The sequence below is a fragment of the Pseudoduganella sp. UC29_106 genome (assembly GCF_044055365.1).
GTDB lineage: Bacteria > Pseudomonadota > Gammaproteobacteria > Burkholderiales > Burkholderiaceae_D > Rugamonas.
Genome location: NZ_CP171977.1, coordinates 3,387,088 through 3,401,363, shown reverse-complemented (window position 1 = coordinate 3,401,363; position 14,276 = coordinate 3,387,088). Strand labels below are relative to the sequence as shown.

Below are 14,276 nucleotides of genomic sequence, written 5' to 3'. Positions count from 1 at the left end.
AGGCTTATTTGACGTTGCGCGCCACGCGGAAGCCGTTTTGCGAATGGCGCACGCTGGCGTCGTACTTGAAGCGGGTGGATGCGACCATGTAGGCGGCCCCCTCGCGCCAGGACCCGCCCCGGATCACGCGCACCGTGCATGGCGACGCTTCCCAGGAGCGGCCATCGGAGGGGGCATCCTTGAACGAGGTGTGCCAGCAATCGGCCACCCATTCCCATACGCTGCCGCTGGTGTCATGCAGGCCGTAGCCGTTGGCGGCGAAGCTGCCTACGGTGGCAGGTGCGTCGCTGCTCCATGGCTGGCCGCAATCCTTGCAGTTTGCCTTGCCCGTGACCATTTGCTCGCCCCACCAGTAGCGCGAGCCGGTGCCGCCGCGCGCGGCATATTCCCACTCCGCTTCGGTGGGCAGGCGGTAGGTGTGGCCGCTGGTTGAGCTCAGCCATTTCAGATACTGCTGAGCATCGTCCCAGCTGACGTCGCGGATCGGCGCATTGGCGTTGCTTCCAGCCGACAGTGCCACCTTCTGGCAGGCGCCGGCTTCCACGCAGGCGTTCCACTGTTGTACGGATACCTCAGTTTTTCCGATGGCAAAGCCCGCCTTGATCGTTACCGGGTGGGCGGGCTTCTCACTGGGGTCGCTGTTATTGCTGCCCATGGTGAACGAACCGGCGGGAATCGGGATCAGGGCAGGGCAGTTGGGGCAGTCCTTGAATTCGGCGCCGGCCGACGCTGCGGGGCGGCTGGGGACCGGCGCCGCCGTGGCCACCGGCGCTTCCCTGGCTGGGGCCGGGCGCGCGGGTTCGCGAGCCGGTTCACGCGCCGGCGCCGGCTTGGGCGGCGCTGCGGCCGGGGTCTCGGCCTGCGTGGCGGGTTTGCCCGGCGCGGCGCGCAGGCGGGCGATACGGGCTTCGGCCAGGGCGGCAAAGCGGCCCTTCGGATAAGCCTTCAGGTAAGCCTCGTAGTCGCTGATGTGGGTGCTGTCCTTGATGGACTCCCAGAAGGCGAGTTCGAACTGTTCGGCACTGTTCTTGGGGACGACCCCGGCAAGCTTGATGTCGGGAGTGTTGTTTTGCGCCTGGGCTGTGAGCACCAGGGCTGGCAACGCCAATACGCAAACGACCAGAAGTTTCTGCCACATAAGCGGCCCCTCTTTCTTGCTGCGTTGGATGGGATTGACCTTGCGATCCGAGTAATAGTGTGCCAGATTTAGATAGTGGAGTCTCCCCCTCAGTATACTTCGGCTGGAGGATTCAATCATGCGCAATGCTGTGTTGATCTGCCTGCTGTTAGCCTTGCAGTCCGGCGCGACGGCCGCTGACCCTTCCCCCGCTCCGGAAAACGCTGCGGTTTACTTCATCTGGCCCACCGACGGCACCGTGATTAACGGCGGCAAGTTCTGGGTGCGCATGGGCCTGCGCAATATGGGTGTGGCGCCAAAGGGCACGGGCGGGCCGAACACGGGCCACCATCATTTGCTGATTGACACCGACCTGCCGTCGATGAACGAGGCGATTCCCAACGACCGCAACCACCTGCATTTTGGCGCCGGCGAGACGGAAGCCCGCATCGAGCTGCCGCCCGGCCAGCACACCTTGCAGCTGCTGCTGGGGGACAAGGACCACATCCCGCACAACCCGCCGGTACAGTCGAAGAAAATCACAATCACGGTGCGCTGATACGGCGCGCCACCTGCGCCATCGGAGGAGAAGACCATGCGCAAACTGTTCGCCGCCGCGGCCCTGATGGCCACGCTCGCCAGCGGAGCAGCCCATGCCGGCAGCGCTGCCCCGAATGCTTACCTGTATATCGGCTGGCCCCAGGACGGCTCCGTTGTCGCGGCCGGCAAGCCCTTCAAGGTCTGGTTCGGGCTGCGCAATATGGGCGTGGCGCCCAAGGGCGTAGCCTTCAACAACACGGGCCACCACCACTTGCTGATCGACGCGGAAATGCCGCCGGCAGGCAAGGAAATCCCGTCCGATCGCAACCACCTGCATTTCGGCGCGGGCGAGACCGAGACCATGCTGGAACTGCCGCCCGGAAAGCACACGCTGCAGCTGCTGATGGGGGACGAGAACCACGTGCCGCACTCGCCGCCCGTGGCGTCGCGAAAGATCACCATCACCGTCAAGTGATGGCGCAGGAAAGTCCCCATGGAGCCGAATGCCATATTTCCCGAACCGGAAGCGCCGGTCAGGGCATATCTGGAGTGGCTGGGGACGGCTTCCACCAAGCCCGGCGTCTTCCCGCTGCACGATGAAGTGGTGATCGGGCGCGACAAGCAGGATGCGCTGGGCGCCGACCAGTACCTGTCATCCCCGAGCAGACCATCAGCCGCCGTCATGCCCGCATCCGGCGCCGCGGCGCGCGCTACCTGATCGAGGACCTGCACTCGCGCAACGGCACCTTTGTGCTGGGCGAGCGCCTGCCGCCCGGCGAATGGCACGCCTTGCACGATGGCGACGAGCTGTCCCTGGCCTCCGCCCAGCTGGTGTTCCACTCCCTGCTGGTCCCCGAGCAAAGCACCACGCCCACCCTGATCACGCGTTCTGTCGACGCCACCCAGTTTGCCCCCGCGCTCGACCCGGCCAGCGCCGCCCGCAGCGACCTGGAGAAAAGCGTGCAGCGCCTGCATGCGATGGCGCAGGCCAGCATCGCGCTGGGCGCCGTGACGGACCAGGCCACGCTGATCGAAAAGATCATGAATTTCATTTTCGATCTGTTCCCGCTGGCCGAGCGCGCTTTCATCATGTTGCGCAATAATGAGCGCGACCCGCCGGCGCCGGTGGCGGCGCGTCTGCGCAATGGCCGCACGGTGGACCCGGCCGATGTGCGCATCTCCTACACCATCGTCGATGAAGTGCTGCACCGCAAGCGCGCCATCCTGTCGGTGGATACCCTGGCCGACCGCCATTTCGCCGCCCACGCTTCGATCATCGCGCAAGCCATCCGCAGCGTGATGTGCGTACCGCTGATTCTTGGCGACGATGTGCTGGGCCTGATCCAGGTGGATACTTCCTCCGACCCGCACGCCTTCCAGGAGGCGGACCTGGAAATCCTCACCGGCGTCTGCGCCGAAACTGCGGTCGCCCTGAAGAACTTCCAGCTTTACTCCGAAATCCGTGGACTGCTGGATGGTTTCGTCTGCGCTTCCGTGCAGGCCATCGAGGAGCGCGATCCGGTCACCGCCGGCCACTCCTTCCGCGTGGCGCGCTATGCGGAAAACCTTGCCATCGCGGTCGCCAGCACCGATCATCCGGCACTGCCCAATGCGTCTTTCACGCCGGCCCAGATCCGCGAAATCCGCTACGCCGCGCTGCTGCACGATTTCGGCAAGGTTGGCGTGCGCGAGCATGTGCTGCGCAAGGAAAAGAAGCTGCACCATGCCGATATGCGCCTGCTGGAACAGCGCTTCCTGTATGCGCGCGCATGCTTCGAACGGCGCGCCTGGCGCGACCTGGCCGAGCGCCATCTGCTAGGCGAACTGAGCATAGCGGCCTTCCGCGCCGAGCGCGAGCGCATCGAAGCCGAACTGGGCGAGGAGGGCGCGCGGCTGGAGGCCTTCCTGGACATTATCCGGCGCGCCAACGAGCCTTCCGTGTCGCACACGGAACCGTTGTCCGAACTGCATGCGATCCGCTGCCACACCTGCCATGGGACGGACCAAGCGGATTTCCAACTGCTGAGTGAGGCGGAAGTGACGGCGCTGTCCATCACCAAGGGTTGCCTGACGCCGGATGAGCGACGCCAGATCGAAGCCCACGTTGCCGATACCTATGCCTTCCTGATCCTGATACCATGGACGCGTGAACTGGCCGGCGTGCCCGCCATCGCGCACGGTCACCACGAAAAGCTGGACGGGTCGGGCTATCCGATGGGCTTGTGCGGCAGCCAGATCAGCCTTCAGACCCGAATCCTGACGATCAGTGACATCTACGATGCGCTGACGGCGCGCGACCGCCCCTACAAGCAGGCGATACCGCCCGAACGCGCACTGGACCTGATCGCCGAAGAATGCCGCGCGGGGCACCTGGACACGGCGCTGTTCAAGGTGTTCGTCGACTCGAAGAGTTGGGAAACGCGTAGCGCCGCATGAGGGGCCGGCATTATGAAAATGACTAACGCGATGTATCAACGGACAATGGCCGCCGCAGCAGCCACCTTGCTGTGCGCCTGCGCCGATGTCAGCCAAAAACCGTACCAGCGGCCGGATATGCCGGCCAAGGGGGCCTGGTCCAGCCAGAAGGATTTGCCTGTGGCGCCGGCCCGCATCATCGAGCAGGACTGGTGGAAGCAATTCCGCGATCCCTACCTGGATGGCCTGGTCGACCGCGCCCTCGGCCAGAATCTCGACCTGAAGATCCTGGCTGCGCGCACCGGTGTGGCGAAGGCGCAAATCGAGGAAGCCCGTGCCGGCGCCTTGCCGACGATGGATGCCGGCGCCGGCGCCAGCTTCGAAAAGAGCACGGGGCAGAAATTCAGCAAGACATTCAACCTCGGCACGCAGGTCAACTGGGATATCGATATCTGGGGCAAGGTGGCTAAGGGGGTGGAAGCGCAGACATCCGAATTCCGCGCCTCGGAAGCGGACTGGCGCGCAGGCTACCTGACGCTGGTGTCCGACGTTTCGACCACGTATTTCCAGATCCTGCAGTTCGACGAGCAGATCCGCCAGCAGGAAGAGGCGCTGGCGAAGAACAAGCAGATCCTCGCCACCTACGATGCCATGCTGCAGAACGGCCTGGTGCCGGAAACGCGTGTGCTGCAGCAGCGCGCGGAAATCAACCGCATGAGCAAGGACCTGATCGAGCTGGCGCGCCTGCGCGCGCTGGCCGGCAATGCGCTTGCGACCCTGCTGGGCGTGCCGGCGGGCGAGTTCAAGGTGCCGCCAGGTTCCCTCCGCCAGCGCGTCAGCCTGCCGGAGGTGCCTGAGGGTTTGCCGTCCGACTTGCTGAAACGCCGCCCTGATATCGTGGCCGCGGAATACCGCGTGCTGGTCGCTTATGACCTCGTCGGCCAGGCCAAGCTGGCTCAGCTGCCGTCCGTGAGCATGACGGGGCATGGCGGCACGGCCAGCTTTGCACTCAGTTCGCTGATGAAGTCGTTCACCTTCGGCCTGCTCCCCAGCATTAACTTTCCGATCTTCGACCCGGGAGTGAAGGCGCGCATCAAGACCAGCGAAGCGCAGACGGAGGTGGCCGAGCAGACTTACCGCCGCACTGTGATCGGGGCCTTCGAAGAAGTTGAGAATGCACTGGTCAACCTCGATGCGCACCGGCGCCAGCGTACGGAACTGCAGGAACAGGCGCAGCGGCTGTCCCTCGTGGCTGCGCAAGTGCAGGCGCAACTGAAGGAGGGCATCGTCACCCAGCTCGAAGTGTTCGAGTCCGAACGCTCTCTGCTGGCGGCGCAACTGGCGCTGCTGGCGATCCACCAGCAAATCCTGGCGGACACGGTCACGCTGTACAAGGCCCTGGGCGGCGGCTGGCCTCCGGTGGATGTGCGTAACGCGGGGCGCAACTGAGGAATATGGCTGCCATGGCGCCCGATACCGTGCTTGCTCCAGCCCGTCCCTCGCCGGGGCGCCAGCTGATGATCGTGCTGGAGCCGGTCTCGCATCCGGAGCTGAACACCATCCATATTCATGATCTGCTGTTCGCCGTGGGGCGGACGGAGGAACCGTTTGCGTCCTACCCGCCGGAACTGGCGTCCAGCCTGTCGCGGCGGCATGCGCGGATTTTCTGCGAGCATGGCGCGGTCTACCTGGCCGACCTCGGGAGCAAGAATGGCACCACGGTGAATGGGGCGCCGGTACGCCAGGCCATCGTCCGGCTGAAGAGCGGCGACGTGCTGGGGCTGGGCAAGGCGCTGTCCTACCGTGTGCAGCTGGAGTCGGCCGCCGTGCAGGCCCAGCGCACGCGGCTGATCAGCCTCACGCTGACGCCGCAGCACGACGGCAATGATTTGCAGGCCATCGTCGTCAGCGATTTCCCCTTCATGATCAGCAAGGCGGACGATACTTTCGCCCGCTACAAGGACAGTGATCCGGCCCAGGTGCATTACCTGTCGCGCCGCCACGCGCACATCTTCCTCAAGGGCGGCGAGCCTTATGTGGAAGACCTGGGCAGCACCAATGGCACCTTCGTCGGCGGCGACCGGCTGGAAGAACACGCGGTGGCGCTGCACGAGGGCGATGTGCTGGCGTTCGGCGGGCACCACTTCGTCTACGAGGTCAGCATGGAGTGGGAAAGCCTGCCGGTAGATCCGACCCTGACCCAGCTCGGCGTGCCGCTGACTACGCGCCGCATGCAGGGCGGGAATGACGACAAGACCACATTTGTAGCGGCTGCGGATTCCTTCCTGAATATCTTCTGCGTCGATGCCCCCGCCGCGAAGGACCCGGCCGCCGACGCGGCCGATGCAGCGGGCACGCCGCAAGCCGAGGCAGTCCAGCCGCAAGGCAAGACCGCCGTCATGCTGTCGGGCTTTTACAAGGCACTGGGTGGCAAGGGCGACCTGGACATGCGCCGCGCCCGCACCATGGCCATCGCTGCGCTGGCCGTAGTCATCCTGCTGGCCTGGGCCCTGTCGCAAATCGGCGGCGCCGAACGGGAAGCGGCCAACCTGCTTGCCGGCGGCAACAACGCGCAGGCGGCATTGGTCGCCAACGCGGCCCTGGCGGACGCGCCGGATAACCGCAAGCTGCGGGCGCTGGCGCTGGAAGCCCAGCTCAAGGCGAGCCTGCCGGGCTGGATCACGTCGATGAAAATGCGCCAGTATCCCGCGGCCGCCGCGCAAGTGGCGAGCATGCGCCAGCAGGCGCACAACAATCCGGACATCACGCCCCTGCTGGCGGAACTGGACTGGATCGTCCAACTGGAAAGCTTCGTCACCGCGCGTGGAGGCGCCCAGGCGCCGGTGCGCGATGCCGCCGATGGCGCCAGGATCAAACAGTTCCTGAAGCAGTGGGAAGAGCAGAACGAGGCGCACCAGCGCGCCTTCGTCACGATGTCTTCCTTCGTGCCGGAATTCCGCGACGCCTACGCCGCCGCGCTGAGCGATGCGCGCAAACTTGCCCTAGCGGGAGGGGAGCCAGGCCATGAACCAGCAAGCCCTTAAGCCCTTGACCGAAGCGCTGGAAGAACACAGCGCCGAAGGCATTGCCATTCTGACGGCAGATCCGTGGCGCTACACGCAGGCCACGGTGTACACCATGTTCGCACTGGTCGTGGTCGGGCTGGTGTGGTCGTTCTTCGGGCACGCCGACGTGCTGGTGACGGCCGGCGGGTCACTGGTGCCCGCGTCCGATGTGCGCCGGCTGTACGCCCCGATCGACGGCGAGCTGACAAATATCTATATCGCTGAAGGCCAGCCCGTGAACAAGGGCGACGTGGTGGCGCGCCTGTATGCGCGCGGCGCCATCGAGGCCGCCCGCAACGCCCTGGAAGCGCGGCTGAAACTGGAGGATGCGGAGCGGGACTGGAAGGAATTTCCCGACAAAAAAGCCCTGATGGAGCGCCGCGCCGCTGCGCTGAAGGAAGCGACCGAAGTCGAGGAGCGCCAGCACCAGCGCCGCATCGCCGAAGGCACGAGCAAGCTGTCCGGCGCCCAGGCGGCACAGCAGCAGGAGGCCCGCACCAATGTAGAGGATGCGAAAAGGGCGCGCGATGCGGCCAAGGATGAAGCGGACAAGTACACCCGGCTGTTTGCGATGGCGGGCGGTGGCGGCGTCTCGCAGCTGCAGGTGGAAGGCAAGAAAAATGCCCTGATGGCCGCGGACAATGCGCTGCGCGTGGCGCAGTCGCGGCTCGCCGAACTGACGGCGCGCCAGTCGCTGGAATCGACGCAGGCCAAGTCGCAGCTGGAAACCAGCGGCCAGGAACTGACCAAGCTGCGCCTGCAATCCGAGGCGGCCGACCGCGAGGTCGCCAACGCGGAAGACAAGCTGCGCCTGCAAGTCCAGACCGCGCGCCTGGTGGCCGAAGCGGCCGCCCGCATCAAGTTCGAAAACATCGACAAGGATAACTTCCTGCTGATCGTCGCCCCGGTCGATGGCGTGATCACCGACGTCACCTCCACCCAGCCCGGCGACAAGATCCAGGCCAACGCGCCCCTCGGCGGCATCGCGCCCAAGGATGCGAAGCCCATCCTCAAAATCGAAATCGCGGAACACGACCGCGCCTTCCTGCGCGAGGGCTTGCCGGTCCAGCTGAAATTCAACGCCTTCCCTTACCAGCGCTATGGGCTGATACGCGGCACACTGCAATTCATCTCGCCCGCCACCAAGCCCTCCGGGGCGGACAAGCAGCCCGTCTACGAAGGCCGCGTCACGCTGGAACAGGACCGCTACCAGATCGGCGACATCGCTTACCCGCTGCGCTACGGCATGACGGCCACCGCCGAAATTGTCGTCCGCGAGCGCCGCCTGATCGACCTGGCGCTTGACCCGTTCCGCAATATCGGCGGCTAAGCGCCCACGAATCCCAGCAGCTGCGACAGCTGGGCAGCCGTGGTCCTCACGGCCGTCTCTATCGCCGCTTTCTGCGCCGGCTGTTCGGCCAGGTGGTAGCTCGGGCCGGCCGCGCTGATGGCGGCAATGGCTTCGCCGCCGGCATCAAACACGGGCGCGGCGCAGGCATCGATGCCTCTCTCGAATTTACCGAAACTCCAGACGCAATCCTGGCCGCGCGCTTCCTTCAGCAGGACCACCAGCTCCTTGTAGCTCATGCGGCCGGCGCGCGCATCGCCCTGTGCTGCGTCAAACATGGCGCGCCAGGTGGATTCGGGACGACGCGCCATGATTGCACGGCCCGGCGCCATCAGGTAGGCCGGCAGGCGGCTGCCGGGGCGGATATTGCTGACCAATGGCGTCAGCGGTACTTCCCGCACCAGATAGACCACATGCGGGCCGTCCAGTTCGACCATATAACCGGACCAGCCCACCTGCTTGCTGAGCAGCGCGACCAGTCTGCGTCCGTGGCCGATCAGGTCATCGCGGCCCAGCGCATCGGCGGCCAGGCCCAGGAAGCGCACGCCGATGCGGTGGCCGCCTTGCGGCAGTGCCTCCAGCATGCCTTCTTCCTCCAGCGTTGCCAGCAGGCGCGCGGCCGTGATGCGGTTGATACCGGCCTGGCGCGCCAGTTCGCTGAGATTGGTCGTGGATCCGCCTTGCGCCACATAGCCCATTAGCCGGAATGCGCGTGCCACGGCGCCGTTCTTTGCATCGTCCATTAATCCTCCAATGTTCAAAATTGAACAGATTGAACAAAAATAGCACATGGCGGAATGCCGGGTCTATAGTCAATCCATCAGCTTGCAAAAAGGAGGAGACAGATGGAAAACCTGAAGATAGGCGTGGCCGGCGCCGGTATTGGCGGCCTGGCGGCAGCGATCGCGCTGCGCAAAATGGGCCATGACGTGGTGGTGTTCGAGCAGTCGAAGGCCTTCCTGCGCGTGGGCGCCGATATCAATCTGACGCCGAATGCCGTGCGGGCGCTGGACGGCCTTGGAGTTGGCGCGGCGGTGCGGCGCACGGCGGCGCGGCCTACGCACCGCATCAGCCGCACCTGGGATACGGGCGAGGAGACGTCGCGCCTGGCGATGGGTGACACGGCCGAGGAAAAATACGGCGCGCCGCAGCTGACCATCCACCGCGCGGATTTGCTGGCAGCGCTGGCGGAAGCCTTCCCGGCGGAGCGCGTGTTGTTCGGCAGGCATGTGCAGGCCATCGAAGCGTGGGAGCAGGGCGCCAGCGTCGCCTTTGCCGATGGCAGCCGCCATGATGTGGATTTGCTGATCGGCGCGGACGGTATCCATTCGGCCGTGCGCAGCGCGATGTTCGGCAAGGAGCAGCCGCGCTTCACCGGCGTGGTGGCCTTCCGCGCCGTGATTCCGGCAGAGCGCGTGGCCGGCCTGCCCAATCTGGGCGCATTCACCAAATGGTGGGGGCCCAACCCGCAGAGCCAGATCGTGACTTTCCCGCTGAACGCCGGCAAGGATGTCTTCATCTTCGCCACCACCGCCCAGGAAAGCTGGCATCTCGAATCCTGGACCACTCAGGGCAGCGTGCAGGAATTGCGCGAGAGCTATGCGGGCTACCATCCCGATGCACGCGCGCTGCTCGAAGCATGCGACGAAGTCCTGAAGACGGCCCTGTACGAACGCGACCCGCTTGCGGCATGGACTAAGGGCCATATGGTGCTGCTGGGCGATGCTGCGCATCCGATGATGCCCTTCATGGCGCAGGGCGCGGGCATGGCGATCGAAGACGGTGTCGTGCTGGCCTGTTCTCTCGAGCATGCGCGCCGTCCGGGCGATATCCCGGCCGCGCTGCAACATTACGAGTCGCTGCGCATCGAGCGCGCCTCCCGCATCCAGGTCGGCTCGCGCGGCAATAACTGGCTGCGCGAGGGTGGCAATGCGGATTGGGTCTATGGCTACGACGCGTGGCAGGTGGCGCGATGAAGGCCCGGACCATTCTGGCCGCCGCGCTACTGGCAATCGGCTGCAGCGCCTGGGCGGGCGAAATGCGTGTGCACCTGCTTGGCACCGGCAGCCCATTGCCGGAAACGAAGCGCTTTGGCCCCTCGATCCTGGTTGAAGCGGGCGGCCGCAAGTTCCTGTTCGATGCTGGCCGCGGCCCGATGCAGCGCCTGCACACGCTGGGCATTCCGTTTGCGGACGTGGACAAGCTGTTCATTACTCACCTGCATTCGGACCACACGATCGGCATCCCAGACCTCTACCTGACCGGCTGGCTGCGCGGCCGCAAGTCGCCGCTGCACGTGTGGGGACCGGCGGGCACGCGCAATATGATGGAACACATCGCCAAGGCCTTCGATTTCGACATCCGCATCCGCCTGGACCAGAATCCCGGCTCGAACGTGAAGGCGGCCGATATTGGCCCGGGTGTGGTCTACGAGCAGGATGGCGTGACCATCACCGCCTTCGAAGTCGATCATGGTCCCGTGCATCCGGCCTATGGCTACCGCATCGACTATGCCGGCCGCAGCGTGGTGCTGTCCGGCGACACGAAATATTCGGAAGCTCTGGTGCAGCGCGCGAAGGGCGTTGACCTGCTGGTTCACGAAGTGGCGGCCGGCTCGGAACAGCAGATGCGCACGTCGCCGGTGGTGCGCAATGTGGTCGGCATCCACACTACGCCGGAAGATGCGGGCCGCGTATTCAGCAAGGCCGCCCCGCGCATGGCCGTGTATTCCCATATCGTGCTGTTCGGCGTCACCGAGGCGGAGCTGGAGCGGCGCACGCGCAGCACTTACGCCGGACCATTGATGGTTGGCGAGGACCTGATGACCTTCGAAGTCGGCCAGGAAGTGACGGTCAGCCGCACTGAGGTGAAGGAATGAGGGCGCGCATCCTGGCCGCGGTGGCAGCCGCCGCGCCGGCACTGGCGCATGCCGCCGGGCCGGTCTTCTATGGCAGCATCGATGCCGGCGTTACGCAGGTCAATGACCTGGGCGGCGGCCACGTCGCCCTGGTCGGCAGCGGAAATATGCAGCCGGACCGCCTGGGCGTTCGCGGCGAGGAAGACCTGGGCGAAGGCTACAAGGCCGTGTACCAGCTCGAAACCGGATTCTTTACCGATACCGGCGCCCAACTCAATCCGAACAAGCTATTCAATCGCGCGGCCTACGTGGGACTTGGCAACCGCTACGCCACGCTGACTTTTGGACGGCAGAACAATTTCATGTTCGATATGGTGGCGCGCAACAGCAACGCGGTCGTGGCGGGAACCTTCTACGCTTTCCATCCCGGGAACATCGATGACCTGACCAATGCGGGCGCTTACGACAACGCCGTGAAGCTGGTCGCCACGCCGATGGCGCGAGCGACGCTGGGCGCGATGCTGGCGCCGGGCGAGCAGGCCGGCGACAGCGCCCGCAATCGTGCGTTCAGCCTTGGCGCGAACTATGTCGAGGGGCCGTTGAGGGCCGCCGTGGCGCTCAGCGATGTGCGCAATCGCGCTCTCACGCTGGGCCAGACCACGGGCATCCGCAGCCTGTTGGGCCGCACGCTTATTTCCGGACCTGCCGCGGCGCCTCTGTACTCCGCGCTTGCCGCGGACCGGGTACGCAGCATCGGCGCCAGCGCAAGCTATGTTGCCGAGTGGGCCGTACTGCATGCGCTACACGTGCAAACACGGATAACCGCTGGCGCGGCGGAAGCCACGATGAAGAGCAGCGAGCTGGGCGTCAACTTCCCGGTATGGCAGCGCTTCTCCGTCAATGTGGCGCTGTCGCGCAGCACGCTGGCCGGCATACGGTGGGACCAGTTCACGCTGAATAATGTGTATTCGCTGTCGAAGCGCACATCAGTCTATGCGCAGGCGGTGCTGCAGCGCGCTTCCGGCGCCGGGGCTGTTGCCGCCATCAACTCGATCGGGTACGCGTCCGGCCGCACGCAGACTGCGCTGCGCCTGGGAGTGCATCAGCTGTTCTAGGACTTGGGAGGGAACAGCCCTTCCCAGACTTCCTTGATGGATGCGGTGACGACAGCCGTCGCATCCGCTTCGCCGCCGAACATGGCGCGCACATAGGCCATGGCCTGCCTGGCTGAAACGTGAGGCGGCAGCGGGGGCACGTTGGGATCGGTCACCATTTCGACCACCGTCGGCACGTCGGAAGCGAGCGCCTGGTCCCAGGCGGGGGCGACGTCGCCGGGGCGCTCGATGCGCAGGCCGCGCAAGCCCAGCATTTCGGCGTACTTCGCATACGGGAAGTCGGGCAGCGCCTGCGAGGGTACGAAGCGTGGATCGCCCGCCATCACGCGCTGCTCCCAGGTGACCATATTCAGGTCGCCGTTATTCAGCACGAGCACCGTGAGCTTGCCATTGCCCCATTCGCGCCAGACGCGCGCCAGCGTGATCAGGCCATTGATGCCGTTCATTTGCATCGCGCCATCGCCGGCAATCGCGATCACATGGCGCTCGGGGCATGCGTACTTGGCCGCCAGCGCATAGGGGACGGCGCAGCCCATCGTGGCCAGGCCGCCGGACAGCGAAGCGGACATGCCGCGCCGCAGCCGCAGGTCGCGGGCGAACCAGCCGGCGCCGCTGCCCGAATCGCAGGTCAGGATGCAGTTGTCCGGCAGGCGCGGCGACAGTTCCCAGAATACGCGCTGCGGGTTAATGGGATGGGCGTCGTTCATCGCGCGGCCTTCCAGGACGCGCCACCAGCGCGCGACCTGCTCCTCGACATGCTCGCGCCAGCCTGTATCGGTTTTCTGCACCAGCAAAGGCAGCAGGGCGCGCAGGGTGGCCGCGCTGTCGCCGACCAGACCCACTTCGACGGGATAGCGCAGGTTCAGCATGCGGCCATCGACATCGATCTGCACGGCGCGCGCCTTGCCCTCCTTGGGCAGGAATTCCGAGTAAGGAAAGGCCGTGCCGACCATGAGCAGGGTATCGCAGCCGTTCATCAGGTCCCAGCTGGCCTTCGTGCCCAGCAGACCGATGCTGCCGGTGACGTAAGGCAGGTTATCCGGCACGCAAGCCTTGCCCAGCAGCGCCTTGGCGACGCCGGCGCCCAGCCGTTCGGCGGTGGCGATCAGTTCGTCGGTGGCGTGCAAAGCGCCCGCGCCGGCCAGGATGGCGACCTTGCTGCCGGCATTGAGCACGGCCGCGGCGCGTTCCAGCTCCGTGTCTGGCGGCGCCAGCGCATGGGCTGTATAGCCGATGCCGGTATGCACTGTGCCATGTTCGCGCGGCGGCGTTTCCTCGGCATCCAGCTCCTGCACGTCGTTCGGCACAATAATGCAGGTAACCGTGCGGCGCTCGCGCGCGATGCGCATGGCCCGGTCCACGAGGTGGCGCATCTGCGCGGGATAGGTGGCCATGTGGACGAAATCGCTCGCCACGTCCTTGAACAGCGAGAGCAGGTCAACTTCCTGCTGGTAGTCGCCGCCCAGCGCCATGCGGCTTTGTTGGCCGACGATCGCGACCACCGGCTGGTGATCGAGCTTCGCGTCGTACAGGCCGTTCAGCAGGTGAATGGCGCCGGGCCCCGATGTGGCGAGGCAGACGCCCACTTCGCCGGTGAACTTGGCGTGGGCGCAGGCCATGAAGGCCGCCAGCTCTTCGTGCCGCGTCTGCACGAAGGCGATGCCGTCCTTGCTGCGGCCCAGGGCGCCCATGATGCCGTTGATGCCGTCGCCCGGATAACCGAAGATGCGTCGCGCGCCCCATGCTGCGAGGCGGGAGATCAGGAAGTCGCTCACTGTGGCCATGTCGCACTCCTTTCAACGATGGCCGCATTATGGCC

The 14,276-nt window shown here is 65.6% G+C and carries 13 protein-coding genes; 10 read left to right on the top strand and 3 right to left on the bottom strand.

What is annotated here, in order from left to right:
* Positions 1-4 precede the first annotated feature (4 nt).
* Positions 5-1,138 carry a formylglycine-generating enzyme family protein gene (locus ACHMW6_RS17325; protein WP_395408307.1) on the bottom strand — a complete coding sequence of 378 codons (1,134 nt, stop codon included), beginning with the start codon at positions 1,136-1,138 and terminating at the stop codon, positions 5-7.
* Between the two features lie 118 nt (positions 1,139-1,256).
* Here ACHMW6_RS17325 and ACHMW6_RS17320 point away from each other — a divergent pair, with 118 nt between their 5' ends.
* The 7 genes from ACHMW6_RS17320 to ACHMW6_RS17290 are packed head-to-tail and all read left to right on the top strand — an operon-like array spanning position 1,257 to position 8,467.
* The gene (locus tag ACHMW6_RS17320) at positions 1,257-1,676 is read left to right on the top strand and encodes a DUF4399 domain-containing protein (protein WP_395408306.1); all 420 of its coding nucleotides are present in this window, start codon (positions 1,257-1,259) and stop codon (positions 1,674-1,676) included.
* Positions 1,677-1,712: 36 nt separating this feature from the next.
* A complete protein-coding gene (locus ACHMW6_RS17315; RefSeq protein ID WP_395408305.1) occupies positions 1,713-2,132 on the top strand; it encodes a DUF4399 domain-containing protein in 420 nt (139 codons plus the stop codon).
* Positions 2,133-2,150: 18 nt separating this feature from the next.
* Positions 2,151-2,375 carry a hypothetical protein gene (locus ACHMW6_RS17310; RefSeq protein ID WP_395408304.1) on the top strand — a complete coding sequence of 75 codons (225 nt, stop codon included), beginning with the start codon at positions 2,151-2,153 and terminating at the stop codon, positions 2,373-2,375.
* Complete coding sequence (locus ACHMW6_RS17305; protein WP_395408631.1) at positions 2,312-4,093, top strand: HD domain-containing phosphohydrolase; 1,782 nt, start codon at positions 2,312-2,314, stop codon at positions 4,091-4,093. The genes ACHMW6_RS17310 and ACHMW6_RS17305 overlap by 64 nt, the downstream gene beginning before the upstream one ends.
* A 12-nt stretch (positions 4,094-4,105) precedes the next feature.
* Positions 4,106-5,521 (top strand): efflux transporter outer membrane subunit, encoded by a 1,416-nt coding sequence (locus tag ACHMW6_RS17300; RefSeq protein WP_395408303.1) that lies wholly within the window; start codon positions 4,106-4,108, stop codon positions 5,519-5,521.
* A gap of 14 nt (positions 5,522-5,535) precedes the next feature.
* Positions 5,536-7,116 (top strand): FHA domain-containing protein, encoded by a 1,581-nt coding sequence (locus ACHMW6_RS17295; RefSeq protein ID WP_395408302.1) that lies wholly within the window; start codon positions 5,536-5,538, stop codon positions 7,114-7,116.
* Positions 7,097-8,467, top strand: coding sequence for an HlyD family efflux transporter periplasmic adaptor subunit (locus ACHMW6_RS17290; protein WP_395408300.1), 1,371 nt, complete (start codon positions 7,097-7,099; stop codon positions 8,465-8,467). The genes ACHMW6_RS17295 and ACHMW6_RS17290 overlap by 20 nt, the downstream gene beginning before the upstream one ends.
* Here the strand turns inward: ACHMW6_RS17290 and ACHMW6_RS17285 are convergent.
* Positions 8,464-9,228 carry an IclR family transcriptional regulator gene (locus ACHMW6_RS17285; protein ID WP_395408298.1) on the bottom strand — a complete coding sequence of 255 codons (765 nt, stop codon included), beginning with the start codon at positions 9,226-9,228 and terminating at the stop codon, positions 8,464-8,466. The genes ACHMW6_RS17290 and ACHMW6_RS17285 overlap by 4 nt on opposite strands.
* Before the next feature lie 102 nt (positions 9,229-9,330).
* On the opposite strand from ACHMW6_RS17285, the gene ACHMW6_RS17280 reads away from it, so the two are divergent.
* The 3 genes from ACHMW6_RS17280 to ACHMW6_RS17270 are packed head-to-tail and all read left to right on the top strand — an operon-like array spanning position 9,331 to position 12,457.
* The gene (locus ACHMW6_RS17280; protein WP_395408297.1) at positions 9,331-10,461 is read left to right on the top strand and encodes an FAD-dependent monooxygenase; all 1,131 of its coding nucleotides are present in this window, start codon (positions 9,331-9,333) and stop codon (positions 10,459-10,461) included.
* A complete protein-coding gene (locus ACHMW6_RS17275; RefSeq protein WP_395408296.1) occupies positions 10,458-11,363 on the top strand; it encodes an MBL fold metallo-hydrolase in 906 nt (301 codons plus the stop codon). Before ACHMW6_RS17280 ends, ACHMW6_RS17275 begins: the two co-directional genes overlap by 4 nt.
* A complete protein-coding gene (locus ACHMW6_RS17270; RefSeq protein ID WP_395408295.1) occupies positions 11,360-12,457 on the top strand; it encodes a porin in 1,098 nt (365 codons plus the stop codon). The genes ACHMW6_RS17275 and ACHMW6_RS17270 overlap by 4 nt, the downstream gene beginning before the upstream one ends.
* Here the strand turns inward: ACHMW6_RS17270 and ACHMW6_RS17265 are convergent.
* Positions 12,454-14,241 carry a thiamine pyrophosphate-requiring protein gene (locus ACHMW6_RS17265; protein WP_395408294.1) on the bottom strand — a complete coding sequence of 596 codons (1,788 nt, stop codon included), beginning with the start codon at positions 14,239-14,241 and terminating at the stop codon, positions 12,454-12,456. The genes ACHMW6_RS17270 and ACHMW6_RS17265 overlap by 4 nt on opposite strands.
* Positions 14,242-14,276 lie beyond the last annotated feature (35 nt).

Coding starts and splice junctions, on each gene's coding strand:
- ACHMW6_RS17325 (WP_395408307.1), bottom strand. CDS start 1,138: ATGTGGCAGAAACTTCTGGTCGTTTGCGTATTGGCGTTGCCAGCCCTG.
- ACHMW6_RS17320 (WP_395408306.1), top strand. CDS start 1,257: ATGCGCAATGCTGTGTTGATCTGCCTGCTGTTAGCCTTGCAGTCCGGC.
- ACHMW6_RS17315 (WP_395408305.1), top strand. CDS start 1,713: ATGCGCAAACTGTTCGCCGCCGCGGCCCTGATGGCCACGCTCGCCAGC.
- ACHMW6_RS17310 (WP_395408304.1), top strand. CDS start 2,151: ATGGAGCCGAATGCCATATTTCCCGAACCGGAAGCGCCGGTCAGGGCA.
- ACHMW6_RS17300 (WP_395408303.1), top strand. CDS start 4,106: ATGAAAATGACTAACGCGATGTATCAACGGACAATGGCCGCCGCAGCA.
- ACHMW6_RS17295 (WP_395408302.1), top strand. CDS start 5,536: ATGGCGCCCGATACCGTGCTTGCTCCAGCCCGTCCCTCGCCGGGGCGC.
- ACHMW6_RS17290 (WP_395408300.1), top strand. CDS start 7,097: ATGAACCAGCAAGCCCTTAAGCCCTTGACCGAAGCGCTGGAAGAACAC.
- ACHMW6_RS17285 (WP_395408298.1), bottom strand. CDS start 9,228: ATGGACGATGCAAAGAACGGCGCCGTGGCACGCGCATTCCGGCTAATG.
- ACHMW6_RS17280 (WP_395408297.1), top strand. CDS start 9,331: ATGGAAAACCTGAAGATAGGCGTGGCCGGCGCCGGTATTGGCGGCCTG.
- ACHMW6_RS17275 (WP_395408296.1), top strand. CDS start 10,458: ATGAAGGCCCGGACCATTCTGGCCGCCGCGCTACTGGCAATCGGCTGC.
- ACHMW6_RS17270 (WP_395408295.1), top strand. CDS start 11,360: ATGAGGGCGCGCATCCTGGCCGCGGTGGCAGCCGCCGCGCCGGCACTG.
- ACHMW6_RS17265 (WP_395408294.1), bottom strand. CDS start 14,241: ATGGCCACAGTGAGCGACTTCCTGATCTCCCGCCTCGCAGCATGGGGC.